This window comes from Pseudomonas sp. AN-1 (genome assembly GCF_034057115.1).
Lineage (GTDB): Bacteria > Pseudomonadota > Gammaproteobacteria > Pseudomonadales > Pseudomonadaceae > Geopseudomonas.
In genome coordinates this window covers 2,772,025-2,795,745 of record NZ_CP139195.1, presented here as the reverse complement: position 1 = coordinate 2,795,745, position 23,721 = coordinate 2,772,025, and the positions used below count along the sequence as shown (strand labels likewise).

Sequence of the window (23,721 nt, the reverse complement as noted above, 5' to 3'; positions counted from 1 at the left end):
CAAGTCTGGACCGCTGCGGCGTCGCTGGCCAGCGCCTCAGCGCAGCAGTTCCTCCACCAGCAGCCACAGCGCGGTGGCGGCCAGCAGGCCGGCCATGCTCAGGTTGAACAGGCGCAGCGCCCAGTCCTGCTGCAGCCAGTGGCGCAGGCGCTCGCCGCCCCAGGCCCACACCGCGATGCACGGCAGGTTGACCATGAGCGCCAGCAGCGCCATGGCCGCGGCGGCCGGCAGCTGGCCGCCCTGCGGCAGGAACAGCACGCAGGCGTTGAGTACCATGATCCACGCCTTGGGGTTGACCCACTGGAACAGTGCGGCGGCGACGAAGCCCATCGGCCGCGCCGTCTCGCGGCGGCCCGGAGCGCCGGCGCGCGCCAGCTTGAGCGACAGCCACAGCAGGTAGGCGCAGCCGGCCACCGCCAGCGCCGGGCGCACCTCGCCGAGCCAGCCGGATACCTGGGCGAACAGCGCGGCGCACAGCAGCAGTTGCAGCGAGCAGCCGAAGGCGATGCCGAGCATGTGCGGCAGGGTGCGGCGGAAGCCGAAGTTCACCCCGGAGGCGGTGAGCATGATGTTGTTGGGGCCGGGGGTGATCGACATCACCCCCATGTAGCTGGCCAGGGCGAGGGCTTCGAGCATGGCGGGCTCCTGCGGTTGATCCATGGCAGTCCATGCTAGGCACTGGCGGCGGATGGTGACAGACTCACGAAATCGCTTTTGTCATGGTGACAGGATGGCCGTCAGGACAACTGTCACCATGCCTCGCCCATCCCGCTGTCACCGGTGATCCGCCATGAACGCACCAGCGTCCGCACCCGTCCGCTACCGCCTGCTCGCCGACCAGCTGGCCGAGGCCATCGACCGCGGCAGCCTGCCGGCCGGCGCCCGCCTGCCGTCGGTGCGCGCCTGCGCGGCGCAGCACGAGCTGAGCCTGAACACCGTCACCGCCGCCTACCGCCTGCTCGAGGACCGCGGCCTGATCGAGGCGCGCCCGCAGTCGGGCTACTACGTGCGCAGCAGCCTGCCGCCGCTGCAGCGGCCGCTGCGCGAGCAGCCGGCCGGGGTGCGCAAGGCCGGCGAGATCGAGGACCTGATGGCGGTGGTGCTGCACTGCCAGCAGCGCGCCGACCACGTCGACCTGGCGCTGGCCTGCCCGCGCGGCGAGGCGTTCTATCCCGGCGCCAAGCTGGCGCGGCTGACCGCCGGCCTGCTGCGCCGCCAGCCGCAGCTGGTGGCGCGCTACGCGCTGCCGCCGGGCTCGCAGCGCCTGCGCGAGCAGGTCGCCCGCCGCGCCGCGCTGCTCGGCATGACCCTGGCCGCCGACGACATCGTGCTCACCCACGGCGCCATGGAGGCGCTGCAGCTGGCGCTGCGCGCGGTGACCAAGGCCGGCGACACGGTGGGCATCGAGGCGCCGAGCTACTTCAACCTCTACCCGCTGCTGGCCAGCCTCGGCCTCAAGGTGCTGGAGATCCCCACCCATCCGCAGCACGGCCTGGCGCTGGACGCCCTCGAGCTGCTGCTGGAGGAGAAGCGCCTGGCGGCGATCATCGCCATGCCCACCGTGCACAATCCGCTGGGCTGCAGCATGCCGCTGGCCGCCAGGCAGCGCCTGGCCGAGCTGGCCAACCGCCACCGGGTGCCGCTGATCGAGGACGCCCTGTACGCCGAACTGCAGTTCGCCGAGCCGCTGCAGCCGACGGTCAAGGCCTTCGACCGCGACGGCTGGGTGATGACCTGCGCCAGCTACACCAAGACCCTGGCGCCGGACTACCGCATCGGCTGGCTGGAGGCGGGGCGCTTCCGCGATGCGGTGCGCCAGCTGAAGTTCAGCTCCAGCGTCGCCGAGTCGGTGCTGCTCGCCGAGACGGTCGGCCTGTTCCTCGAGAACGGCGGCTACGACCACCATCTGCGCGTCCTGCGCCGGCGCTATGCGGCGCAGGTGGATGCGGTGCGCGGGATCGTCGCCCGCCACTTCCCGGCCGGCACCCGCGCCACCCAGCCGGTCGGCGGCTTCCTGCTGTGGCTGGAGCTGCCGGAGACGGTGGACAGCCTGGAGCTGTTCCACGCCGCGCTGGCCGAGCGCATCGTCATCATCCCCGGCCAGCTGTACTCCAACGGCGCGCGCTTCCGTCACTGCCTGCGCCTGTCCTGCTGCCAGGAGCTGGACGAGCGGGTCACCGGCGCGCTGCGCCGCCTCGGCGAGCTGGCCACGGCGCTGGCCGCCGGAGCGTCCGCGCCCTGAGGTTCGGATGCTCCGGCCGCTGCGCGCCCAGGCTCAGAGGCTGCCCTCGATGTCGCTGCACACGCTGCTCATGCGCAGGTATTCGAGGGTCTGCAACTGGCCGGTGGAGTCCTCGTAGGTCATCCGCGCCGGCACCACGCGGCAGGTGCCGTACAGCTCGTAGGGTTCGACGATCTCCACCACCCGGGCGATGTCCAGGCGCATGCCGTAGGCATAGGGTTCGGCCGGCGGTTCGGCCGCCAGCGCCAGGCTCGAGCAGGCCAGCAGGGGCAGCAGGCAGTATTTGATGTTCATGGGGTACCTCAGCGATTCCGACAGGACATTTCCCTACTCGGGCGAGCCGACGGTTCCGTGCGGCCTACAGCGTCACGCCACGGACAAATTCTAGCCAGCTTCCGGACGCGTAAAGGCCGCGGGCGCTGCCCGCGGCCAATCGTTAGGAAGTAGCGGCGCGGGCGCTGATCGCCGGTGCTTCTGTGCGTCCGGCGCCCGGCGCCCGGCGCCCGGCGCCGCGGCTAGCCCTGGGCCGGCGGGCGCGAGCGCGCAGCCCTGGGGGCGCCGTCGGGGGTGCCGAAGCGGCAGCGCGCCACCTCGTTGTCCAGCACGTTGCTGCCGGGGCGCAGGCAATGGCGGAGTTCGCGGGGGGCGGCGGTCTTGGCCGGCGGCTGGGCGGCCGCGGCCTGCGGTGCGCCGTCGGGAGTGCCGAAGCGGCAGCGCGCCACTGCATTGTCGAGCGTGTGGCTGCCGCGCGGCAGGCACTCGGTCAGCTCCCTGGGCGTCGCCGGCCTGGCCGCCGGGGCAGGCTGTGGCTGCGCGGCCGGCGCGGGTTCCGGTGGCGGCGTTGGCGCTGGCGGCTCCGCTGGCGGATTGATCGCCACCAGCGGCGGCGCGGGCTGGGCCGGCGGCGGGGGCGGGGTGGGCCGCTGGGGATTCAGCACCAGCGCCAGAGCCAGGCCGAGGCCGAGCAGCAGGATGGGCGCGACGATCAGCTGGCGGCCGGCCTGGGCCGGGCGCGGACGTGCAGTCCGGCGGCTCATGGCCGTCTCCCGGTGCACGGATGGGGACGGCGGGGGCGGGCCAGCCGGGCTGGCCGCAGGGGTGGGAAGTACATGGCAACCTCGGGAGCCGAGAGGATTTCTCCTTACCGGGCCCAGCCGACGCTCCGCTGTACCGCCCAAGGCGCGCTGCCTCGCTGCAAGTCTAGCCAGTCTGCGCCGGCGGGCGCGGCCGGCGGTCTGATGCGGGGCGGGCCGTCAGACCGCCTGGCTGACGCCCGGGAAGCGCGCGCGGAACGCCTCGGGCATCGGCACCACCTTGCTGGCGCGGTAGTCGAAGAACACGAAGCCGTTCTTGGCCAGCGCGATCAGCGCGCCGTCGTCCGGGCGGCTGACCCGGTAGGTGATGTCGCCGCCGTACTTGTTGAAGTCCATCACGCCGACCTCGAACAGCAGCTCGTCGCGGGCGAAGGCCTCGGCCCTGTACAGGGTGGCGAGGTCGGTGACCACGATGCCGAGGCCGTCCTCGTCGCCGGCGTCGTCGATGCCCTCGGCGAACAGGAAGCGCGAGCGCGCCTCGGAGAGCATGGAGACCAGCGCGTTGTTGCCGAGGTGCTGGCCGGCGTTGATGTCGGTGCTGCGCACGGTCATGCGCGTGGAGAAGCGGAAGCCGTCTTCGGGCAGGTCGAGTTGCAGGCGGGCCATGGGCGATCCTCGCGGGATGGACGATGGCCCGAGTCTAAGCTCCGCTGCGGCGCGGCGTCATGTCGGCGCCGCGCCGCCGTCAGCGCTACCAGCGCCGGTCGCTGTAGTAGTGGTCGCGGTGATGGCGACGGTAGTGGTCGTGTCGATGGGCATGGCGGTGGCGCTCGTGGCGGTAGCGGGGCGCCGGGCGGTAGGCCGGGGCGGGCCGGTAGTAGCGGTCGCGGTAGACCGGGCGCGGCTCGTGGTAGTACGCCGGCGCGCGCCGGACTTCGTCGTAGCGGTCGTAGCGGTAGTGGTCGTCACGGTCGGAGGCCTGGGCCGGCGCCTGGATGAGCAGCGCCAGGCCGGCGAGCAGGGCGGTGACGAGGACAAGACGCGAAAGCATGAACGGGGCTCCTGTGGCGCCGGCAGATCCGGCCTCCCACTAGGACCGCCGCGCGCGCGGATGGCTCAATCCGGGGCTGTAAGACTTTGTGTCGGCGCGGCCGCGCGCCTGCTCCCGGGGCTGCAGTCGAGCAGCAGCTGCTCGTCGGCGGCCAGGCGCGCCGGCAGGCGCTCGCGCAGGAATTCCACCCAGGTGCGGATCTTGGCGTCCAGGTACTGGCGCGACGGATAGAGCGCATAGACCCCCAGCGGATACAGGGTGTGCCCGGGCAGCACGCGCACCAGGCTGCCGTCCTGCAGGCTGCGCAGCGCCGAGTACACCGGCAGCGCGCCGATGCCCATGCCGGCGCGCAGCGCCACGGTCATGGCCTCGACGGTATTGACCTGGAAGTGGCTGCGGCCGACGGTGACCAGCTCCTGGCCGTCGGGGCCGTCGAGCAGCCACTTGTCGAGGCTCATCACCGGGTAGACCAGGCGCAGGCAGCGGTGGCGCTGCAAGTCGGCGGGCTGTGCGGGCACGCCGTGCCGGGCCAGGTAGTCGGGCGCGGCGCACAGCACGCTGTAGATGGTGCCCAGCTGCTTGGAGATCAGCCCGGAATCGGGCAGCTCGCGCGCGGTGATCACCGAGACGTCGTAGCCCTCGTCGAGGATGTCGGGGGTGCGGTTGTTGAGGGTCAGGTCGAAGCTGACCTCGGGGAACTGCTCGCTGTAGGCGGCCGCCGCCGGGATCAGGTAGTGCTGGCCGATGCCCGGCATGGCGTGCAGGCGGAGGTTGCCGGCCGGCAGCGCATGGGCGTCGCCGGCCTCGGCCTCAGCCTCGGCGATCTCGCCGAGGATCTGCTGGCAGCGGCGCAGGTAGCGCTGGCCGGCCTCGGTGAGGGCGATGCGCCGCGTGGTGCGGTGCAGCAGGCGGGTGCGCAGGTGGGTTTCCAGGGCGGCGACCGCGCGCGACACGTAGGAGGTGGTCAGGTCCAGGCGTGCAGCGGCGGCGGTGAAGCTGCCGGTCTCCGCCACGCAGACGAAGGCGCGCATGTTGAAGAGGATGTCCATCGGGCTCCAGTGGGGCAGGCAACGGGCTGGGATCCCGGCAGTTCCTGGGTGGGGGCGCGTCCTGCGAAAACCGGAGTCCTCGGCGGGTAGACAGCGATTGTGTCACAAAGTTTGTCAGCCGATTATGAACCAACAGGACACAATCCATCACCTATCCGGGCGCTTATCCTGCTCCGGGCCGGCTCTTAGAATCGCCGCTCCTTCCGGCTCCCCGCCTCCTTCCAGGATCCGTCGCAGTGCCCGCCATCGTTCGGCCCGGTCCGCTTCTCGTCAGTCTGCTGGTTACCGTCATCTCCTCGCTCCCCGGCTGCATTCCCAGCGGCGACCTGGTTCCGCAGGCCGAGCTGGCCGACGACGCGGCGCTGCCCGCCGGCGCGGCGATCCGCCATGCCGCGCGCGAGGCCGGCTGGCCGCAGGCGCAGTGGTGGCGCGCCTACGGCGACGTCCAGCTGGACGCCTGGGTCGAGCGCGCGCTGGCCGGCAGTCCCGACCTGGCGATGGCCGCCGCGCGCCTGCGCCAGGCCGAGGCGCTGGCCGGCGTCGCGGCGGCCGCGCAGGCGCCGCAGGTCGGCCTGGATGCCGCCCTGCAGCGCAAGCGCTGGCCGACCGACAACTTCTACGGCCCCGGCCCGCTGGCGGACGCCAGCACCTGGAACAACACCGCCGCCTTCGCCCTGAGCTACGACCTCGACCTCTGGGGCCGCCTGCGCAGCCAGCGCGAGCAGGCGCTGAGCCGGGCGCGGCTCGCCGCCACCGAGCAGCGCGCCGCCGCGCTGGCGCTGCAGGGCAGCGTGGTGCGCGCCTACATCCGCCTGGCCCGCCAGCATGCCGAGCTGGACATCGCCCGGGCCGAGCTGCACCAGCGCGAGGAGCTGCTGGCGCTGGCCCGCGAGCGCAAGCGCATCGGCCTGGGCACCGAGCAGGAGATCGCCGAGGCCGAGGCGCCGCTGCCGGAGGCGCACCGCCAGCTCGACCTGGCGCACGAGGCCATCGCCCTCAGCCGCCACCAGCTGGCCGCCCTGGCCGGCGCCGGGCCGGCTGCCGCCGCCGAGCTCGAGCGCCCGCGCCTGGCCCTGCACGCGGCGGCGCAGCTGCCCAGCGCGCTGCCGCTGGAGCTGCTCGGCCGGCGCCCCGACGTGGTCGCCAGCCGCTGGCAGGTGGCGGCGGCGGCGCGCGGCATCGAGGTGGCCAGGGCCGACTTCTATCCCAACGTCGACCTGCTCGGCAGTTTCGGCCGCGCCGCCACCCAGGGCGGCGCGCTGGATTTCCTGCGCCACGACAAGCTGAGCTGGGGACTCGGCCCGGCGCTCAGCCTGCCGATCTTCGACGGCGGCGCACGGCGCGGCCGGCTCGGCGCCGAGACGGCCGGCTACGACCTCGCCGTCGAGCAGTACAACCGCACCCTGGTGCAGGCGCTCAAGGGGGTCGCCGACCTGCTGGTGCGCCTGCACTCGCTGCACGAGCAGGAGGGCTTCGTCGCCCGGGGGCTGACCACCGCCGAGCGGCGCGTCGAGCTGGCGCGCGAGGCCCACGAGCGCGGGCTGAGCGATGCCCGCGAGGCGCTGGCCGCGCAGGGCGGGGTGTTCGCCCAGCGGCGCCTGCAGCAGCAGGTGCTGGCCGAGCGGCTGGCCGCCCAGGCCGAGCTGTGGGTGGCGCTCGGCGGCGGCGTGCTGGAGGCCGGCAGCGCGCCGGCGGACGAGCGGCTGCAGCCGCGCGCGGTGCGCCTGCAACTGCCGGGGCGGCGCTGAGGTGCCCGGCATGAACGGCCCGGCCACGCCCGCACTGCCCGGCGCCCTGCGCCGCGGCTTCGACGAGTGGCTGCAGGACGAGTGGCCGGTCTGGGCGTTCGTCTTCAAGGCCCTGCTCAGCGCCTTCCTCGCCCTGTGGCTGGCCTACCGGCTGGAGCTGCCGCAGCCGAGCACGGTGCTGGCCACGGTGTTCATCGTCATGCAGCCGGAAAGCGGCCAAGTGCTGGCCAAGAGCTTCTACCGGATCATCGGCACCCTGCTCGGGCTGACGGTGATGATCCCGCTGCTCGCCCTGTTCGCCCAGGAGCGCGTGCTGTTCCTGCTCTGCCTGGCGCTGTGGATCGGCCTGTGCACGGTCGGCGCGGCGCGCTACCGCGACTTCCGCGGCTATGCCTGCGTGCTGGCCGGCTACACCGCGGCGCTGATCGGCCTGCCGGCCATCGCCGATCCGCAGGGGGCGTTCATGCAGGCGCTGTGGCGGGTGCTGGAGATCAGCCTGGGCATCCTCTGCTCGGGACTGGTCAGCGCGCTGCTGCTGCCGCAGAACAGCAGCGCCAGCCTGCGCCGCCTGCTGGCCACGCGCTTTCGCGACTTCGCCGCCTTCGCCGCCGCCGGCCTGTACGGCCAGCCCGACACCGCGCGCCTGGAGCAGCTCAACGCGCGCTTCGCCGGCGAGGCGGTGCTGCTCGACAACCTGCGCAACGCCAGCGCCTTCGAGGACCCGCACATGCGCCTGCGCAGCGGCCGGCTGGGACGCCTCAACCACGAGTTCATGGTGCTCTCGACCCGTTTCCACGGTCTGCACCAGCTGCTGCAGCGCCTGCAGGGCGAGGCCGGCGCGCAGGTGTGCACGGCGCTGGCGCCCTGCCTGGCCGAGGTCGGCGCGGTGCTGGCGCCGCTCGGCCAGCACCTGTGCAGCGAGGCCGACGCGACGGTGCTGGCCGCGCGCCTGGAAGGCAGCCGGCGGGTGCTGATGCAGCGGATCCGCGATGCGCGCGCGGCGCTGCTGGCGCAGGCTCCCGACGAGCAGCAGCTGCTCGACTTCAACACCGCCGCCGAGCAGCTCTACCGCTTCAGCGGCGACCTGCACGACTACGCGCTGACCCACGCCTCGCTGCTCGAGCACCACCACGCCCGCGAGCAGTGGCGGGACAGCTTCACCCCGCGCGCCAACGGCATGGCCGCGGCGGTGGCGGGGATGCGCTGCGCGCTGCTGATCCTCGGCCTCGGCGCCTTCTGGATCGCCAGCGCCTGGCCGAGCGGCGGCACCTTCGTACTCACCGCGGCGATGGTCTCGGCGCTGGTCAGCACCGCGCCCAATCCGCGGCGCCTGGCCTGGCAGCTGCTGGTCGGCGCCGCGGGCAGCGCCGTGCTCGGCGGCCTGCTGCAGTTCCGGGTGCTGCCCTGGCTGGACGGCTTCGCCCTGCTGTGCTGCGCGCTGGCGCCGGTGTTCGCCCTCGGCGCCTGGCTGCTGGCGCGCCGCCAGAGCATGGGCTACGGCGCCGGCCTGCTGCTGTGGTTCTGCATCGTCGCCCTGCCGGCCAACCTGCCGTCCTACGACTTCAACCGGCTGCTCAACGAATACCTCGCCGCCCTGCTGGCGATGGGCGTGACCGCGCTGGCCAACGCGCTGATCCTGCCACCGGACCGCCCCTGGCTGTGGCGGCGCCTGGAACACGACCTGCGCATGCGCGTGGTGTTCGCCGTCGGCGGTAGGCTCCGGGGACTGGCCGCCGGCTTCGAGAGCGGCACCCGCGACCTGCTCAGTCAGGCCCACGGTCTGGCCGCCGGGCGCCCCGAGGTGCAGCGCCGCCTGCTGCGCTGGATGTTCGCCGTGCTGGAGATCGGCCACGCGGTGATCGAGCTGCGCCAGGAGCAGGCGCGTCTGCCCGGCGAACCCTGCTACGGCGAGGGCATGCCCTGGCAGGCCAGCGTGCGCGCCCTCGGCCGCGCCCTGGTGCGCCTGTTCATCCAGCCCGACGAGGGCAATCGCCAGCGCGCCCTGGCGGCGGTGGAGCAGGCCATCGCCACCGTGCGACAGACCCCGGAACGGCGCCCGCCACAGTTCGACAGCTCGCCGCTGCGCCGGGTGCTGAGCTACCTGCACTTGATCCGCAGCTCGCTGCTCGACCCCCATTCGCCGCTGGCGGCCGGGCGCCGGAGCTGAGCATGCGAACCCACCGGAAAGGCCTCTAGATGCCGCGCGAGATCGCCCTGTTCGGCGTCTACCTGCCGAACCTGACCCTGCTGTTCGTCATCACCCTGGCCGTCGGCTGGGCCATCGACCGCCTGGTGGCCTGGAGCGGGCTGTACCGCCACGCCTGGCACCCGACCCTGCTGCGCGCCAGCCTGTTCACCTGCCTGTACGGCGCCCTGATGCTGTACGTCTACCAATGATTTGCCGCGAACGAGCCTGGATATGCCCTGGAAAAGAATCATCAGCGTCGTCTTCACCCTGCTGGTCTTCGCCGCCGCCGTGCTGCTGGTGCGCAGCCTCTGGCTGCACTACATGGATGCGGCCTGGACCCGTGACGGCCGGGTGCGCGCCGAGGTGATCAACATCGCTCCGGACGTCGCCGGGCTGGTGATCGAGGTGGCAGTGCACGACAACCAGCTGGTGCGCAAGGGCGACCTGCTGCTGCGCATCGACCCCGCGCACTATCGCACCGCGCTGCGCCAGGCCGAGGCGCTGGTGGCGGCGCGGCGCGCCGAACTGGCGATGCGCGAGGACAACGCGGCGCGGCGCGCCGACATCGACGAGCGGGTGGTGTCGCGGGAGAGCCGCAGCGATGCCGGGCACCTGGCCGCGGCGGCGCGCGCCGACCTGCTGGAGGCGCAGGCCCGTCTCGACGAGGCGCGCCTGCAGCTGGCGCGCACCGAGGTGCGTGCCCCGGCGGACGGCTACATCACCAACCTCAACCTGTTCGAGGGCGACTTCGCCGAGCGCGGCGAGGCGGCGCTGGCTCTGGTCGACCGGCATTCCTTCTACGTCTACGGCTACTTCGAGGAGACCCGTCTGCCGCTGATCCGCACCGGCGACCGCGCCGAGCTGCGCCTGATGAGCGGCGAGCGGTTCAGCGGCCGGGTGGAAGGCATCGCCCGCGGCATCTATGACCGCGACAACCCGGAAAGCCGCGAGCTGACCGCCGACGTCAACCCGACCTTCAACTGGGTGCGCCTGGCCCAGCGCGTGCCGGTGCGCATCCGCCTCGACGAGCTGCCCGAAGGGCTGGAGCTGGCCGCGGGGATGACCTGCACGGTGATCGTCAGCCCGCCCAGCGGCGAGCCGCGGGCGGTGCCCGACCGCTGGTGAGGGGGAGGAGGGCTCAGAACCTGAAGGTGTAGCTGGTGATCAGGCGCAGCTCGTCGTAGTCCCTGGCGAAGCTGGTGCGCACCGTGGAGTTGCGCAGCTGCACCGACAGGTCGCGCAGGCGGCCGCTCTGCACGGTGTACTTGAGGTCGGTGTCGCGCTCGTATTCGCTCTCGTGCGAACTGGCGCCGCGGACGATGTCGCTGCCGCTGGTGTAGCGGGTCATGAAGACCAGTCCGGGCAGGCCGAATCCGGCGAAGCTGTAGTCGTAGCGCAGTTGCCAGGAGCGCTCGCCGGCATTGACGAAGCCGCCGTTGGTGACCCAGTTGACCAGGGTGAGCTGCGGGGTGTAGCCGCCGAGCAGCGGGTGGGCGTCGGCGCCGAGCATGCGCTGGTAGCTGGCGCTGAAGGTGTGCACGCTCCGCTGCAGGCTGACCTTCAGTCCGTAGCTGTGGTTGTCGATGCTTCCGGACAGCGCTTCGCCCGATTCGTCGTGCTGGTAATAGCGCAGCGTGGTACTCAGCAGCGTGTCGTCGGCCAGCGGCAGGCGATGTTCCAGGGAAAGATAGTGCTGGTCGTAGATGTCTTTCAGATTGGAAAACCAGTAGCTGGTCTTCAGTCGTTCCGTCCATTGGTAGTCGGCGCCGAAGAAGTTCATTTCGTCGCTGCCCAGTGCTTCGCTGTCGCCTTCCAGATACAACTTGTCGCGGTTGCTGGATGCGCGCGTGCTCATGTTCCAGAGTTGCCCGGCGGTCAACTTTAGTCTGTCGATGTCGTTGGATTCGAGCAGTACGCCTTCGAATGTCTGCGGCAATACGCGCACGTCGTCCTGGAATGCCACCGGCAATTGCGGTTCGAGCAGGCCGATCCGCAGCAGGGACTTGGCATGGCGCATCTTCAGGGTGGCGCCGCCGCGGCCGAACTGGTCGGCCGGATCGAGGCTGTCGTGGTCGTAGGGCAGGCTGCCGTCGCGGCTGGTGCCGCTGCCGCCGTCCAGTTTCAGGGCGTGGAAACTGGTGGCATCGACACCGAAACCAAGGTCACCTTCGGTGAAACCGGAGCGAAAGCGCAGATACAGGGCCTGGGCCCAGCTGCCCGCGCGGGACTGCTCGGCGCCTTCCTGGCGGTAGTCGCGGTGCAGGTAGAAGTTGCGCAGGGTGGCGTCGAGCTGGCTGTCCCTGACCAGCTCGGCGTGGGCGAAAAACGGCAATAGCAATCCGGCAAAACCGGCCAGTCTTGCAGTGTGGCTGAGTGCGGGCATCGGGGAATTTCTTCGATCAGGTGGATTCTGCACGGGGCAGCGGGACGGGTTCGGCCGCCTCTGGAGTGCGGCCGGCGGCGAATTCTGCCATGCACTTCGGAGATGTTTTTGCCGGATAGACCAAAGTCGGAATTATTGTCAATTTGGTAAAAGGTGTTTTATCCGATCGCCGGTTAAATGCCTGCGCCGTCCCGCGTAGAATTGGCGCGTCTCCCACGAAGAGACAACTTTCTACCCAGGCTAATTTCGATTGCGCAATCGCTCCGGCGATTCTCCGCAAGAGTTCCGGCCGGTCATCCCCGGCGGGAACTTCCACATTGTGCGCCCGGTACAACGGCGCCGTCTTGAACATGGTAAACAGCAGATGAAAGCGTTGGCTTTATTGCTCTTGTCGGGAATCTCGTGCGTCGCCCTGGCCGGCGAAACTGTCGACAATGGTCCGGTGGAGAAGTACCACTACGGGATGGATCTGGATGTCGCCCGGGTGATCAGCCGCAGCGAGATTCCCGATGTGTGTGGCACCGTCCCGGTGCAGATGGTCTACGAAGACCACCAGGGCCAGCGGCATACCCTGGAGTATCTGGTCATGGGCAACGGCTGCCGGGACGGCTGATTCCTCCCCATTCGGCCTGGATCCGGGGCCGACCGGACATGGCGCGCGGCCGGCGGATTCGCCTCGTTGCGCAGGTCGTGCGCCATCCCTTGCCTGCGCCGGGCGTTCGTCGCCCGGCGCCCGCCCCGTCACCGCGGCCCTTGGCGGGCGCCGGCGGGATCAGTCTTCCTGCTGCCAGGCGTCGATCACTTCCTGGGCGGCGCGAAAGGCGTCGATGGCCGCCGGCACGCCGGCGTACACCGCGCAGTGCAGCAGCGCCTCGCGGATCTCCTCCACCGTGCAGCCGTTGTTCAGCGCGCCGCGCACGTGGCCCTTGAGTTCCTGCGGGCATTTCAGCGCGGTGAGCGCGGCGAGGGTGATCAGGCTGCGGGTCTTGCGCGGCAGGCCCTCGCGGGTCCACACCCCGCCCCAGGCGTGGGCGTTGACGAACTCCTGCAGCGGGGCAGTGAACTCGGTGGCGTTGCCCAGGGCGCGGTCGACGAAGGCGTCGCCCATCACCTCGCGGCGGACCCTGAGGCCCTGCTCGTGGCTGTCGGTCATCGGGGATTTCCTGAAGGAAGGGCGCCTGCGCGCAGGCGCCGGCGGGTTACTCGGGAAGGATGGTGTCGTCGTCGATTTGCAGCAGGGCGGCGCGGCAGCGCTCCTCGGCGGTGTCCAGCTCCAGCTGCATCTGGCGGATGTCGAGCAGCTGCTGCTCCAGCTGCAGGCGGCGCTCGGCGATCAGCGCCAGCATGCTGTGCAGCTGCTTCTTGTTGCCGGCCTGCGGGTCGTACAGGCCGATCAGGGTCTTGCACTCGGCCAGCGAGAAGCCGAGGCGCTTGCCGCGCAGGATCAGCTTGAGGGCCACGCGGTCCTTGGGGCTGTAGATGCGCTCCTGGCCGCGGCGCTGCGGCGTGAGCATGCCCTGCTCCTCGTAGAAGCGGATGGCCCGGGTGGTCACGTCCAGCTCCTGGGCCAGGTCGGAGATGCTGTAGGTCTGCTTCGCCATTGGGTTTTCCACATCGGTCGGCGTGCGCGCCCGGCGCCGCACGGGGGCCGGAGTTGCGCTGTTCATGGGCGTTCGACGGACAAGGCTACACCTTGGCCATCGCCGATGCACCGGGTCGACTGGCCCGGATGGTGGTCGTGGTGGCTCGGCAGAGCGCTGGGGAAGACGACGTCGTGCATGTTGTTGTTCTCGTAGGCGTCGTGAATGGAGCAGGGCAGGGTGGGAAACTCGCGCAGCGATTTCCCACCATGGCGGTGGACAAGGCTGCGCCGTTGTCCACCCTGCGCAAGCCTTAGCGCTGGACCAGGCAGCCGGTGGCGGCCTGCAGCTCGTCGAAGCTGACGCCCTCGGCCAGCTCGACCAGCCTGAGGCCCTCTGCGGTGACGTCGAGCACGGCCAGGTCGGTGATGATGCGGTCGACCACGCCGACGCCGGTCAGCGGCAGGTCGCAGTGCTCGAGGATCTTGTGCGCGCCGCCCTTGGCGGTGTGCTCCATCAGCACCACCACGCGCTTGACCCCGGCCACCAGGTCCATCGCCCCGCCCATGCCCTTGACCATCTTGCCGGGGATCATCCAGTTGGCCAGGTCGCCCTGGGCCGACACCTGCATGGCGCCGAGGATCGACAGGTTGATGTGGCCGCCGCGGATCATCGCGAAGCTTGCCGCGCTGTCGAAGAAGCTGCTGCCGGGCAGGGTGGTGATGGTCTGCTTGCCGGCGTTGATCAGGTCCGGGTCGACCTCGTCCTCGGTGGGGAACGGGCCGATGCCGAGCAGGCCGTTCTCGCTCTGCAGCCAGACGTCCATGCCTTCGGGGATGTAGTTGGCCACCAGGGTCGGCAGGCCGATGCCGAGGTTGACGTAGAAGCCGTCCTGCAGCTCCTGGGCGGCGCGCTGCGCCATCTGTTCGCGGGTCCAGGCCATGGTTCAGCTCCTCCCTGCTTTTGTAGAAAGTGTGCGTTGCTCGATGCGTTTCTCGGGCGTGGCGTTGACCACGATGCGCTGCACGTAGATGCCCGGCAGGTGGATCTGGTCGGCGTCCAGCGCGCCGGTCTCGACCAGCTCCTCGACCTCGACCACGCAGACCTTGCCGGCCATCGCCGCCAGCGGGTTGAAGTTGCGCGCGGTCTTGCGGAACAGCAGGTTGCCGGCCTTGTCGGCCTTCCACGCCTTGACCAGCGCCACGTCGGCGGTCAGCGAACGCTCCATGACGTACCACTCGCCGTCGAACTGGCGGGTCTCCTTGCCCTCGGCGACCAGGGTGCCGTAGCCGGTCTTGGTGAAGAACGCCGGGATGCCGGCGCCGCCGGCGCGCAGCTTCTCGGCCAGGGTGCCCTGCGGGGTGAACTCCAGCTCCAGCTCGCCGGCCAGGTACTGGCGCTCGAACTCCTTGTTCTCGCCGACGTAGGAGGAAATCATCTTCTTGATCTGCCGGGTGGCGAGCAGCTGGCCGAGGCCGAAGCCGTCGACGCCGGCGTTGTTGCTGATGGCGGTGAGGTTCTTGCGGCCGCTGTCGCGCAGGGCGGCGATCAGCGCCTCGGGGATGCCGCACAGGCCGAAGCCGCCGACGGCGATGGTCATGCCGTCCTCCACCAGCCCGTCGAGGGCGGCGTGGGCGTTGGGGTAGAGCTTGTTCATCGGGATGCCTCGCTTGTTGTTCTGTTCGTGGCGTCGGGTGTTGTGCTGCCTCTCCCGCTGGCGGGAGAGGGGGAGAAGAGCGTCAGGCGCCGCGCCGGGCGCGCGCCACCCGCGAGCCGTTGTCGCGGCCGAGCACGGCGCAGATGCGCTCGCCGGCGGCGATCAGCGCGTCGATGTCGATGCCGGTGTGGATGCCCAGGCCGTTGAGCAGATAGAGCACGTCCTCGCTGGCCACGTTGCCGCTCGCCCCCTTGGCGTAGGGGCAGCCGCCGAGGCCTGCCACCGAGCTGTCGAACACGTGGATGCCTTCCAGCAGGCTGGCGTAGATGTTCGCCAGCGCCTGGCCGTAGGTGTCGTGGAAGTGCCCGGCCAGCTTGTCGCGCGGGATGTCGCGGCCGACCGTCTCGAACAGGGTGCGGGTCTTGCCGGCGGTGCCGGTGCCGATGGTGTCGCCCAAGGAGATCTCGTAGCAGCCCATCTCGAACAGCTCGCGGGCCACCGCGGCGACCTGCTGCGGGGCGACCTCGCCCTCGTAGGGGCAGCCGAGCACGCAGGACACGTAGCCGCGCACGCGGATGCCCTGCTCGCGGGCGGCGTCCATCACCGGCACGAAGCGCTGCAGGCTCTCGCTGATCGAGCAGTTGATGTTCTTCTGCGAGAAGGCCTCGCTGGCGGCGGCGAACACCGCGACCTCCTTCACCCCGGCGAGCATGGCCGCCTCGAAGCCCTGCATGTTGGGGGTCAGTGCGGCGTAGGTGACGCCGGATTTCTGCCGGATCTGGGCGAACACCTCGGCGGAGCCGGCCATCTGCGGCACCCACTTGGGCGAGACGAAGCTGCCGACCTCGACGTATTCGACGCCGGCGGCGCTCAGGTCGTCGACCAGGCGCACCTTGTCGGCGACGCTGATCGGCTGTTTCTCGTTCTGCAGGCCGTCGCGCGGGCCGACTTCGACCAGGCGGACGTGCTGGGGCAGGGCAATGGTGGTTGTCTTCATCTGCGGTTTCCGTGTCGGGCGGTGGGCTCTGTGACGCCGGTTGGTGATGGGCTTGACCGTAGGGGCGAATTCATTCGCCCTTGCACCATACATGGCGAATGAATTCGCCCCTACAGGGACTGGCGTCTGCTTTCAGGCCTCTTCCAGCTCCACCAGCGCGGCGCCTTCGCTGACCAGTTCGCCCTCGCTGCAGTACAGGCCCTTGACCACCCCGGCCTGCGGCGCGCGGATGCTGTGCTCCATCTTCATCGCTTCCAGTACCACCAGGGCGGTGCCGGCCTCGACGTGCTGGCCGGCCTCGACCAGCACGCGGACGATGCTGCCGTTCATCGGCGCGGTCAGCCCGCCGTGGTGGGCGTGGCTGGCCTCGGCCTCGGCGATCGGGTCGACGCGCTGCACGCCGCGCAGCTCGCTGCCCCACTGCAGGTACAGGCTGTCGCCGCGGCGGATCGCCAGGTGCTGGCGGCGCAGGCCGTCCTGCTCGACCAGCAGATGCTCGCCGACCAGCCGCGCCTGCGGCGCGCTGCCGGCGCGCAGGCGCACCACGCGCTGGGTGTCGCCGCAGCTCAGGGCGAGGTCGGTTTCCGCCGGCAGGCCGGCGCGCCAGCCGCAGTTGCCCTGCCAGGGCGAGTGCGGATCGTCGCCGCGCACGCGCTCGGCCTCGCCCTGCACGAAGGCGCTGGCGGCCAGCTGCCAGAAGCTTTCCGGCAGCTCGCCCGGAGGCGGCAGCAGCTGCGCCTGGTGGCGCGGGATGAAGCCGGTGTCCAGCTCGGCATTGGCGAACGCCGGGTGGGCCAGCACGCGGCGCAGGAAGGCCAGGTTGGTCCTGACCCCGCCCACCGCGGTCTCGGCGAGCATGGCCAGGAGGCGCTGGCGCGCCTCCTCGCGGTTCTCGCCCCAGGCGATCAGCTTGCCGAGCATCGGGTCGTAGAAGGGGGAGACGGTGTCGCCCTCGGCCACGCCGCTGTCGACCCGGCGGCCGGGGCCGGCGCTCGGCTCGCGGTACAGCTCCAAGGTGCCGGTGGCCGGCAGGAAGTCGTGGTCCGGATCCTCGGCGTACAGGCGCACCTCGATGGCGTGGCCGATCAGCGGCACCTGCTCCTGGCTGATCGGCAGCGGCTCGCCGCGGGCGACGCGGATCTGCCAGGCGACCAGGTCGAGGCCGGTGATCGCCTCGGTGACCGGGTGTTCTACTTGGAGCCTGGTATTCATCTCCATGAAGAAGAACTCGCCGCGCGCATCCAGCAGGAACTCCACGGTGCCGGCGCCGACGTAGCCGATGGCCTGGGCCGCCTTGACCGCCGCCTCGCCCATGGCGCGGCGCAGCGCCGGCGACAGGCCCGGGGCCGGGGCTTCCTCGACCACCTTCTGGTGGCGGCGCTGGATCGAGCAGTCGCGCTCGTTGAGGTACAGGCAGTTGCCGTGCTGGTCGGCGAACACCTGGATCTCCACGTGGCGCGGCTTGAGCACGTACTTTTCCACCAGCATGCGCGAGTCGCCGAAGGCGGCCTGCGCCTCGCGCTGGGCGGAGGCCAGCGCCTCGGCCAGCTCGCTCTCGCGCTCGACCACCTTCATGCCCTTGCCGCCGCCGCCGGCGGCGGCCTTGAGCAGCACCGGGTAGCCGATCACCTCGGCGGCGGTGCGGAAGGTTTCGTAGTCCTGGGCCTCGCCGTGGTAGCCGGGCACCAGCGGCACGCCGGCGGTTTCCATCAGCGCCTTGGCCGCCGACTTGCTGCCCATGGCGTCGATGGCGCTGGCCGGCGGGCCGAGGAAGATCAGCCCGGCCGCCTCGATGGCGCGGGCGAAGCCGGCGTTCTCGGAGAGGAAGCCGTAGCCGGGGTGGATGGCCTGGGCGCCGCTGGCCTTGGCGGCGGCGATCAGCTTGTCGACCAGCAGGTAGCTGTCGGCCGGCTTGGCGCCGCCGAGGTCGACGCGGATGTCGGCCTCGCGGGCGTGGCGGGCGTCGGCGTCGATGGCGCTGTGCACGGCCACGGTGGTCAGGCCCAGGGCCTTGGCGGTGCGCATCACCCGGCAGGCGATCTCGCCGCGGTTGGCCACCAGCAGGGTGTCGATGTGTCGGGTCATGCGTGCTTCTCCTGCCAGGCGGGGCTGCGTTTCTCGAGGAAGGCGCGCAGGCCCTCCTGGCCTTCCTGGCTGACGCGCAGGCGGGCGATGGCGCTTTCGGTGTGGCGGCGCAGGGCCGGCGACAGCTCGGCGCTGCCGACCTCGCCGAGCAGGTCCTTGGTCGCCTTCATCGCCTGCGGGCTGTTCAGCTGCAGGTCGGCGATCCAGCGCTCCAGCGCGGCGTCCAGCTCGGCGGCCGGGTAGCACTCGGCGAGCAGGCCCAGTTCGCGGGCGCGGGGGCCATTGAAGCGCTCGGCGGACAGCGCGTAGCGGCGCGCGGCGCGCTCGCCGATGGCCTTGACCACGAACGGGCTGATCACCGCCGGGGCCAGGCCGATGCGCACCTCAGACAGCGAGAACAGCGCGTCCTCGGCGCCGATGGCGATGTCGCAGCAGGCGGCGAGGCCCACCGCGCCGCCGAAGGCGGCGCCCTGCACCACGGCCAGGGTCGGCAGGGGCAGGTGGTAGAGGTTGTACATCAGCTCGCCCAGCTCGTGGGCGTCCGTCAGGTTGGCGTCGTAGTCCAGCTCGGCGGCCTCGCGCATCCAGGCGAGATCGGCGCCGGCGGAAAAGTGCTTGCCGCGCCCGCGCAGGATCAGGAAGCGCAGTTCGGGGTGGTCCTTGACCCGGTCGAGGGCGTCGATCAGCTCGCGGATCATGGTGGCGTTGAAGGCGTTGTTCTTGTCGGCGCGGTCCAGCCACAGGGTGGCGAAGCCGCGCGGATCGAAGTCGAGCTGGATGGTCTGGAAGTCGCTCATCTCGGGGCCTCTTACATCCGGAACACGCCGAACGGGGTCGGCTCGATGGGGGCGTTCAGGCTGGCCGACAGCGCCAGCGCCAGTACCTGCCGAGTCTGCGCCGGGTCGATCACGCCGTCATCCCACAGCCGCGCGCTGGAGTAGTAGGGGTGGCCCTGGCGCTCGTACTGCTCGAGGATCGGCTGGCGGATGGCTTCCTCCTCGGCGGCGGAGAAGGTCTTGCCGCTGCGCTCGACCTGCTCGCGCTTGACCTGGGTGAGCACGCCGGCGGCCTGGGCCGCGCCCATCACGCCGATCCGCGCGTTCGGCCACATCCACAGGAAGCGCGGGTCGTAGGCGCGCCCGCACATGCCGTAGTTGCCGGCGCCGAAGCTGCCGCCGATGATCACTGTGAACTTCGGCACCTTGGCGCAGGCCACCGCGGTAACCAGCTTGGCGCCGTGCTTGGCGATGCCGCCGGCCTCGTACTTCTGGCCGACCATGAAGCCGGTGATGTTCTGCAGGAACAGCAGGGGGATGCCGCGCTGGCAGGCCAGCTCGATGAAGTGCGCGCCCTTCTGCGCCGCTTCGGCGAACAGGATGCCGTTGTTGGCGAGGATGGCTACGGGATAGCCGTGCAGGCGGGCGAAGCCGCACACCAGGGTGGTGCCGAACAGCGCCTTGAACTCGTCGAAATCGCTGCCGTCGACCAGGCGGGCGATCACCTCGCGCACGTCGAACGGCTGCTTGGCGTCGGCCGGGATCACCCCGTACAGCTCCTCGCCGGCGTACAGCGGTGCGCGCGGGGCGACGCTTTCCAGCTGGCCCTGCTTGCGCCAGTTGAGGTTGGCCACGCAGCGGCGGGCGATGGCCAGCGCATGGGCGTCGTTCTCGGCGTAGTGGTCGGCCACCCCGGAGGTCTTGCAGTGCACGTCGGCGCCGCCCAGTTCCTCGGCGGTGACCACCTCGCCGGTGGCGGCCTTCACCAGCGGCGGGCCGGCGAGGAAGATGGTCGCCTGGTTGCGCACCATGATGGTCTCGTCGGCCATCGCCGGCACGTAGGCGCCGCCGGCGGTGCACGAGCCCATCACCACGGCGATCTGCGGGATGCCCTGGGCGCTCATGTTGGCCTGGTTGAAGAAGATGCGGCCGAAGTGCTCGCGGTCGGGGAACACCTCGTCCTGGCGCGGCAGGTTGGCGCCGCCGGAGTCGACCAGGTAGATGCACGGCAGGCGGTTCTGCTGGGCGATGGTCTGCGCGCGCAGGTGCTTCTTGACGGTCAGCGGGTAGTAGCTGCCGCCCTTCACGGTGGCGTCGTTGCCGATGATCATGCACTCGACGCCCTCGACCCGGCCGATGCCGGCGACCACGCCGGCGGCCGGCACGTCCTCGCCGTACACCTCGTGGGCGGCCAGCGCGGAAACCTCGAGGAAGGCCGAGCCCGGGTCGAGCAGGGCGTTGATGCGCTCGCGCACCAGCAGCTTGCCGCGCGCGGTGTGACGCTGCTGGGCGGCGACGCCGCCGCCCTCGCTGATGCGCCCGAGCAGGGCGCGCAGGTTGTTCACCTGTTCGAGCATGGCCGCGCTGTTGGCGGCGAACTCCGGCGAACGGGTATTGATCTGGGTGTGCAGGATGGCCATGGGGCTCACTCCGTCGGGATCGATCGCTCCCACGCTCCGGCGTGGGAGTGCCGCTTGAGGACGCTGAGCGTCCGTTCGGGGTGCCCACGCCGGAGCGTGGGCACCATCATGCTCATTTCGACTCGTTGAACAGCTCGCGGCCGATCAGCATGCGGCGGATCTCGCTGGTGCCGGCGCCGATCTCGTAGAGCTTGGCGTCGCGCAGCAGGCGTCCGGTGGGGAACTCGTTGATGTAGCCGTTGCCGCCGAGGATCTGGATCGCCTGCAGGGCCATCTGGGTGGCATTCTCGGCGGTGTAGAGGATCACCCCGGCGGCGTCCTTGCGGGTGGTCTCGCCGCGGTCGCAGGCCTGCGCCACGGTGTACAGGTAGGCGCGGCTGGCGTTGAGCTGGGTGTACATGTCGGCGACCTTGCCCTGGATGAACTGGAACTCGCCGATGGCCTGGCCGAACTGCTTGCGGTCGTGGATGTAGGGCACCACCACGTCCAGGCAGGACTGCATGATGCCGACCGGGCCGCCGGCCAGCACCACGCGCTCGTAGTCGAGGCCGCTCATCAGCACGCGCACGCCGCCGTTGAGCTGGCCGAGGACGTTCTCCTCCGGCACCTCGACGTCGTCGAAGAACAGCTCGCAGGTGTTGGAGCCGCGCATGCCCAGCTTGTCGAACTTGCTGCCGCGGGTGAAACCCTTCCAGTCGCGCTCGACGATGAACGCGGTGATGCCGTGCGCGCCCTTGTCCAGGTCGGTCTTGGCGTAGATCACGTAGGTGTTGGCGTCCGGGCCGTTGGTGATCCAGGTCTTGCTGCCGTTGAGGACGAAGCGGTCGCCGCGCTTCTCGGCGCGCAGCTTCATCGAGACCACGTCGGAGCCGGCGTTCGGCTCGCTCATCGCCAGCGCGCCGACGTGCTCGCCGCTGATCAGCTTGGGCAGGTACTTCTGCTTCTGCGCCTCGCTGCCGTTGCGCTTGATCTGGTTGACGCACAGGTTGGAGTGCGCGCCGTAGGACAGCGCCACCGAGGCCGAGGCGCGGCTGATCTCCTCCATGGCCACCACGTGGGCCAGGTAGCCCATGCCCGCGCCGCCGTACTCCTCCGGCACGGTGATGCCGAGCAGGCCCATCTCGCCGAACTTCTTCCACATGTCCATGGGGAAGGTGTTGGTGGCGTCGATCTCGGCGGCACGCGGCGCCAGCTCGGCGTCCACGAAGGCGCGCACCTGGTCGCGCAGCATGTCGACGGTTTCACCGAGGGCGAAGTTGAGGCTGGAGTAAGTCATGGAACCACCTTTTGTCTGTCTTGTAGTTGTGCGGTTTGCAGGTTAGTACGGTAACCGGTGCGCTGCTCCCGGAGCCCCCGTTCCAGTCCGGCGCCTGCCGTTCCGGGGTGGGTTGTCAGTCGGTAACCTTTACGTTAACGTAAACAAACCCCGCGGCGACTGTCAACAACCCCGGTCGCCCCGGGACAGCAAGTCTCAGAAGTGGCAAACCTCATAACAAACATAAGACTGAGGGATTCTATGAATCTTCCGAGCTACACCTGCGGACCGCAGGAGAAACCGCTGCTGGCCATGACCATCGGTGCAGCCTTCGATCAGACGGTTTCCCGTTTCCCCGAGCGCGAGGCGCTGGTGGTGCGCGACCAGGGCCTGCGCTACAGCTGGGCCCAGCTGGGCGAGGCGGTCGACCGCTGCGCGCGTGCCTTCATCGCCCTCGGCCTGCAGCCGGGCGAGCGCCTGGGCATCTGGTCGCCGAACCGTGCCGAGTGGACCATCGCCCAGTTCGCCAGCGCCAAGGCCGGCGTCATCCTGGTCAACATCAACCCCGCCTACCGGCTCAACGAGCTGGAGTACGCGCTCAAACAGTCCGGCTGCCGCTGGCTGATCTGCGCCGACACCTTCAAGACCTCCGACTACCACGCCATGCTCGGCGAGCTGCTGCCCGAGCTGGCCACCAGCGCCACCGGCGCGCTGCACAGCCACATGCTGCCGGAGCTGCGCGGGGTTATCAGCCTCGGCGCGCAACCGGCCGACGGCATGCTCGGCTGGCAGCAGCTGCAGGCCATGGCCGAGCAGGTCGGCCCCGAGCAGCTGCGCCAGTGCGGCGAGCAGCTGCAGTTCGACGAGCCGATCAACATCCAGTACACCTCCGGCACCACCGGCTTCCCCAAGGGCGCCACCCTCAGCCACTACAACATCCTCAACAACGGCTACATGGTCGGCGAGAGCCTCGGCCTCACCGAGCAGGACCGTCTGGTCATCCCGGTGCCGCTGTACCACTGCTTCGGCATGGTGATGGGCAACATCGGCTGCCTGACCCACGGCAGCACCATGATCTACCCGAGCGCCGCCTTCGAGCCGCTGGCCGCCCTGCAGGCGGTGGCCGAGGAGCGCGCCACCGCGCTGTACGGCGTGCCGACCATGTTCATCGCCATGCTCGACCACCCCGAGCGTGCCGGCATGGACCTGTCCAGCCTGCGCACCGGCATCATGGCCGGCGCCACCTGCCCGATCGAGGTGATGAAGCGGGTGATCGCCGAGATGCACATGAGCGAGGTGCAGATCGCCTACGGCATGACCGAGACCAGCCCGGTATCGACCCAGACCGGCCCGGCCGACGATCTGGAGCGCCGCGTCACCAGCGTCGGCCGCACCCAGCCGCACCTGGAGAGCAAGATCGTCGACGAGCACGGTCGCGTGGTGCCGCGCGGGCAGATCGGCGAGCTGTGCACCCGCGGCTACAGCGTGATGCTCGGCTACTGGAACAACCCCGAGGCCACCCGCGAGGCCATCGACGGCGCGCGCTGGATGCACACCGGCGACCTGGCGGTGATGGACGACGAGGGCTACATCCGCATCGTCGGCCGCAACAAGGACATGATCATCCGCGGCGGCGAGAACGTGTACCCGCGCGAGATCGAGGAGTTCCTGTTCACCCACGCGGCGGTGGCCGACGTGCAGGTGATCGGCGTGCCGGACAGCAAGTACGGCGAGGAGATCGTCGCCTGGGTCAAGCTGCATCCGGGGCACGCGGTCGAGGCCGAGGCGCTGCGCGAGTACTGCAAGGGCCGCATCGCCCACTTCAAGATCCCGCGGCACATCAAGTTCGTCAGCGACTTCCCGATGACCATCAGCGGCAAGGTGCAGAAGTTCCGCATGCGCGAGATCAGCGTGGTGGAGCTGGGCATCAACCCGCACTGAGCGGCGCTGCGCCGATCGTTCCTGCGCTCCGCGTGGGAACGCCGCCGCGGAGCGCCGCCCGACGGTACGCCGCCCGGACGCTCCGCGTGCCCCCG

At 70.4% G+C, this 23,721-nt stretch carries 23 protein-coding genes; 7 read left to right on the top strand and 16 right to left on the bottom strand.

Annotation, left to right across the window (positions count from 1 at the left end):
* Nucleotides 1–36: 36 nt before the first annotated feature.
* Nucleotides 37–636 carry a LysE family translocator gene (locus SK095_RS13130; RefSeq protein WP_136491764.1) on the bottom strand — a complete coding sequence of 200 codons (600 nt, stop codon included), beginning with the start codon at nt 634–636 and terminating at the stop codon, nt 37–39.
* Between the two features lie 154 nt (nt 637–790).
* On the opposite strand from SK095_RS13130, the gene SK095_RS13125 reads away from it, so the two are divergent.
* On the top strand, nt 791–2,242 hold the full coding sequence (locus SK095_RS13125) for a PLP-dependent aminotransferase family protein (RefSeq protein ID WP_320546538.1): 1,452 nt from the start codon (nt 791–793) through the stop codon (nt 2,240–2,242).
* A gap of 33 nt (nt 2,243–2,275) precedes the next feature.
* On the opposite strand, the gene SK095_RS13120 is transcribed toward SK095_RS13125, so the two are convergent.
* The 5 genes from SK095_RS13120 to SK095_RS13100 form a co-directional block, all read right to left on the bottom strand.
* The gene (locus tag SK095_RS13120; protein ID WP_320546537.1) at nt 2,276–2,536 is read right to left on the bottom strand and encodes a DUF2790 domain-containing protein; all 261 of its coding nucleotides are present in this window, start codon (nt 2,534–2,536) and stop codon (nt 2,276–2,278) included.
* A gap of 221 nt (nt 2,537–2,757) precedes the next feature.
* Nucleotides 2,758–3,279, bottom strand: a complete 522-nt coding sequence (locus tag SK095_RS13115) for a hypothetical protein (protein ID WP_320546536.1) — start codon at nt 3,277–3,279, stop codon at nt 2,758–2,760.
* A gap of 216 nt (nt 3,280–3,495) precedes the next feature.
* Nucleotides 3,496–3,942, bottom strand: coding sequence for a thioesterase family protein (locus SK095_RS13110; protein ID WP_320546535.1), 447 nt, complete (start codon nt 3,940–3,942; stop codon nt 3,496–3,498).
* A gap of 85 nt (nt 3,943–4,027) precedes the next feature.
* The gene (locus SK095_RS13105; protein WP_320546534.1) at nt 4,028–4,327 is read right to left on the bottom strand and encodes a hypothetical protein; all 300 of its coding nucleotides are present in this window, start codon (nt 4,325–4,327) and stop codon (nt 4,028–4,030) included.
* Between the two features lie 65 nt (nt 4,328–4,392).
* On the bottom strand, nt 4,393–5,376 hold the full coding sequence (locus SK095_RS13100) for a LysR family transcriptional regulator (RefSeq protein ID WP_136491739.1): 984 nt from the start codon (nt 5,374–5,376) through the stop codon (nt 4,393–4,395).
* Nucleotides 5,377–5,612: 236 nt separating this feature from the next.
* Between SK095_RS13100 and SK095_RS13095 the strand changes: the two genes are divergently transcribed.
* The 4 genes from SK095_RS13095 to SK095_RS13080 are packed head-to-tail and all read left to right on the top strand — an operon-like array spanning nt 5,613 to nt 10,437.
* Nucleotides 5,613–7,124, top strand: a complete 1,512-nt coding sequence (locus SK095_RS13095; protein WP_320546533.1) for an efflux transporter outer membrane subunit — start codon at nt 5,613–5,615, stop codon at nt 7,122–7,124.
* A gap of 10 nt (nt 7,125–7,134) precedes the next feature.
* Nucleotides 7,135–9,291 (top strand): FUSC family protein, encoded by a 2,157-nt coding sequence (locus SK095_RS13090; RefSeq protein ID WP_320546532.1) that lies wholly within the window; start codon nt 7,135–7,137, stop codon nt 9,289–9,291.
* Nucleotides 9,292–9,320: 29 nt separating this feature from the next.
* Complete coding sequence (locus tag SK095_RS13085; protein WP_136491463.1) at nt 9,321–9,521, top strand: DUF1656 domain-containing protein; 201 nt, start codon at nt 9,321–9,323, stop codon at nt 9,519–9,521.
* Between the two features lie 22 nt (nt 9,522–9,543).
* Complete coding sequence (locus SK095_RS13080; protein ID WP_320546531.1) at nt 9,544–10,437, top strand: HlyD family secretion protein; 894 nt, start codon at nt 9,544–9,546, stop codon at nt 10,435–10,437.
* Nucleotides 10,438–10,450: 13 nt separating this feature from the next.
* Here the strand turns inward: SK095_RS13080 and SK095_RS13075 are convergent, their stop codons facing one another.
* Nucleotides 10,451–11,695 (bottom strand): OprD family porin, encoded by a 1,245-nt coding sequence (locus SK095_RS13075; RefSeq protein ID WP_320546530.1) that lies wholly within the window; start codon nt 11,693–11,695, stop codon nt 10,451–10,453.
* Between the two features lie 364 nt (nt 11,696–12,059).
* Here SK095_RS13075 and SK095_RS13070 point away from each other — a divergent pair, with 364 nt between their 5' ends.
* Entirely contained in the window at nt 12,060–12,308 is a 249-nt protein-coding gene (locus tag SK095_RS13070) for a DUF2790 domain-containing protein (protein WP_320548898.1), read from the top strand.
* A gap of 159 nt (nt 12,309–12,467) precedes the next feature.
* Here the strand turns inward: SK095_RS13070 and SK095_RS13065 are convergent, their stop codons facing one another.
* The 9 genes from SK095_RS13065 to SK095_RS13025 form a co-directional block, all read right to left on the bottom strand.
* Nucleotides 12,468–12,848: a carboxymuconolactone decarboxylase family protein gene (locus tag SK095_RS13065; protein WP_320546529.1), complete on the bottom strand. Its 381-nt coding sequence runs from the start codon at nt 12,846–12,848 to the stop codon at nt 12,468–12,470.
* A 46-nt stretch (nt 12,849–12,894) separates the two neighbouring features.
* The gene (locus SK095_RS13060; protein WP_136491467.1) at nt 12,895–13,296 is read right to left on the bottom strand and encodes a MerR family transcriptional regulator; all 402 of its coding nucleotides are present in this window, start codon (nt 13,294–13,296) and stop codon (nt 12,895–12,897) included.
* A 292-nt stretch (nt 13,297–13,588) separates the two neighbouring features.
* Nucleotides 13,589–14,218 (bottom strand): CoA transferase subunit B, encoded by a 630-nt coding sequence (locus SK095_RS13055; protein WP_320546528.1) that lies wholly within the window; start codon nt 14,216–14,218, stop codon nt 13,589–13,591.
* A gap of 3 nt (nt 14,219–14,221) precedes the next feature.
* Nucleotides 14,222–14,932 (bottom strand): CoA transferase subunit A, encoded by a 711-nt coding sequence (locus tag SK095_RS13050; protein WP_320546527.1) that lies wholly within the window; start codon nt 14,930–14,932, stop codon nt 14,222–14,224.
* Nucleotides 14,933–15,014: 82 nt separating this feature from the next.
* A complete protein-coding gene (locus SK095_RS13045; protein ID WP_320548897.1) occupies nt 15,015–15,914 on the bottom strand; it encodes a hydroxymethylglutaryl-CoA lyase in 900 nt (299 codons plus the stop codon).
* Nucleotides 15,915–16,061: 147 nt separating this feature from the next.
* A complete protein-coding gene (locus tag SK095_RS13040) occupies nt 16,062–18,014 on the bottom strand; it encodes an acetyl/propionyl/methylcrotonyl-CoA carboxylase subunit alpha (protein ID WP_320546526.1) in 1,953 nt (650 codons plus the stop codon).
* Nucleotides 18,011–18,811, bottom strand: a complete 801-nt coding sequence (locus tag SK095_RS13035; protein ID WP_320546525.1) for a gamma-carboxygeranoyl-CoA hydratase — start codon at nt 18,809–18,811, stop codon at nt 18,011–18,013. The genes SK095_RS13040 and SK095_RS13035 overlap by 4 nt, the downstream gene beginning before the upstream one ends.
* 11 nt (nt 18,812–18,822) lie before the next feature.
* A complete protein-coding gene (locus SK095_RS13030; protein WP_320546524.1) occupies nt 18,823–20,430 on the bottom strand; it encodes a carboxyl transferase domain-containing protein in 1,608 nt (535 codons plus the stop codon).
* Nucleotides 20,431–20,542: 112 nt separating this feature from the next.
* A complete protein-coding gene (locus tag SK095_RS13025) occupies nt 20,543–21,706 on the bottom strand; it encodes an isovaleryl-CoA dehydrogenase (protein ID WP_320546523.1) in 1,164 nt (387 codons plus the stop codon).
* Nucleotides 21,707–21,946: 240 nt separating this feature from the next.
* On the opposite strand from SK095_RS13025, the gene SK095_RS13020 reads away from it, so the two are divergent.
* Nucleotides 21,947–23,626 (top strand): AMP-binding protein, encoded by a 1,680-nt coding sequence (locus SK095_RS13020; protein WP_320546522.1) that lies wholly within the window; start codon nt 21,947–21,949, stop codon nt 23,624–23,626.
* The last annotated feature ends 95 nt before the right edge of the window (nt 23,627–23,721 follow it).

What these genes read in the sequence shown, in the direction of transcription:
- SK095_RS13130 (WP_136491764.1), bottom strand. Translation starts at nt 636, where the DNA reads ATGCTCGAAGCCCTCGCCCTGGCCAGCTACATGGGGGTGATGTCGATC.
- SK095_RS13125 (WP_320546538.1), top strand. Translation starts at nt 791, where the DNA reads ATGAACGCACCAGCGTCCGCACCCGTCCGCTACCGCCTGCTCGCCGAC.
- SK095_RS13120 (WP_320546537.1), bottom strand. Translation starts at nt 2,536, where the DNA reads ATGAACATCAAATACTGCCTGCTGCCCCTGCTGGCCTGCTCGAGCCTG.
- SK095_RS13115 (WP_320546536.1), bottom strand. Translation starts at nt 3,279, where the DNA reads ATGAGCCGCCGGACTGCACGTCCGCGCCCGGCCCAGGCCGGCCGCCAG.
- SK095_RS13110 (WP_320546535.1), bottom strand. Translation starts at nt 3,942, where the DNA reads ATGGCCCGCCTGCAACTCGACCTGCCCGAAGACGGCTTCCGCTTCTCC.
- SK095_RS13105 (WP_320546534.1), bottom strand. Translation starts at nt 4,327, where the DNA reads ATGCTTTCGCGTCTTGTCCTCGTCACCGCCCTGCTCGCCGGCCTGGCG.
- SK095_RS13100 (WP_136491739.1), bottom strand. Translation starts at nt 5,376, where the DNA reads ATGGACATCCTCTTCAACATGCGCGCCTTCGTCTGCGTGGCGGAGACC.
- SK095_RS13090 (WP_320546532.1), top strand. Translation starts at nt 7,135, where the DNA reads ATGAACGGCCCGGCCACGCCCGCACTGCCCGGCGCCCTGCGCCGCGGC.
- SK095_RS13085 (WP_136491463.1), top strand. Translation starts at nt 9,321, where the DNA reads ATGCCGCGCGAGATCGCCCTGTTCGGCGTCTACCTGCCGAACCTGACC.
- SK095_RS13080 (WP_320546531.1), top strand. Translation starts at nt 9,544, where the DNA reads ATGCCCTGGAAAAGAATCATCAGCGTCGTCTTCACCCTGCTGGTCTTC.
- SK095_RS13075 (WP_320546530.1), bottom strand. Translation starts at nt 11,695, where the DNA reads ATGCCCGCACTCAGCCACACTGCAAGACTGGCCGGTTTTGCCGGATTG.
- SK095_RS13070 (WP_320548898.1), top strand. Translation starts at nt 12,060, where the DNA reads ATGAAAGCGTTGGCTTTATTGCTCTTGTCGGGAATCTCGTGCGTCGCC.
- SK095_RS13065 (WP_320546529.1), bottom strand. Translation starts at nt 12,848, where the DNA reads ATGACCGACAGCCACGAGCAGGGCCTCAGGGTCCGCCGCGAGGTGATG.
- SK095_RS13060 (WP_136491467.1), bottom strand. Translation starts at nt 13,296, where the DNA reads ATGGCGAAGCAGACCTACAGCATCTCCGACCTGGCCCAGGAGCTGGAC.
- SK095_RS13055 (WP_320546528.1), bottom strand. Translation starts at nt 14,218, where the DNA reads ATGGCCTGGACCCGCGAACAGATGGCGCAGCGCGCCGCCCAGGAGCTG.
- SK095_RS13050 (WP_320546527.1), bottom strand. Translation starts at nt 14,932, where the DNA reads ATGAACAAGCTCTACCCCAACGCCCACGCCGCCCTCGACGGGCTGGTG.
- SK095_RS13040 (WP_320546526.1), bottom strand. Translation starts at nt 18,014, where the DNA reads ATGACCCGACACATCGACACCCTGCTGGTGGCCAACCGCGGCGAGATC.
- SK095_RS13035 (WP_320546525.1), bottom strand. Translation starts at nt 18,811, where the DNA reads ATGAGCGACTTCCAGACCATCCAGCTCGACTTCGATCCGCGCGGCTTC.
- SK095_RS13030 (WP_320546524.1), bottom strand. Translation starts at nt 20,430, where the DNA reads ATGGCCATCCTGCACACCCAGATCAATACCCGTTCGCCGGAGTTCGCC.
- SK095_RS13025 (WP_320546523.1), bottom strand. Translation starts at nt 21,706, where the DNA reads ATGACTTACTCCAGCCTCAACTTCGCCCTCGGTGAAACCGTCGACATG.
- SK095_RS13020 (WP_320546522.1), top strand. Translation starts at nt 21,947, where the DNA reads ATGAATCTTCCGAGCTACACCTGCGGACCGCAGGAGAAACCGCTGCTG.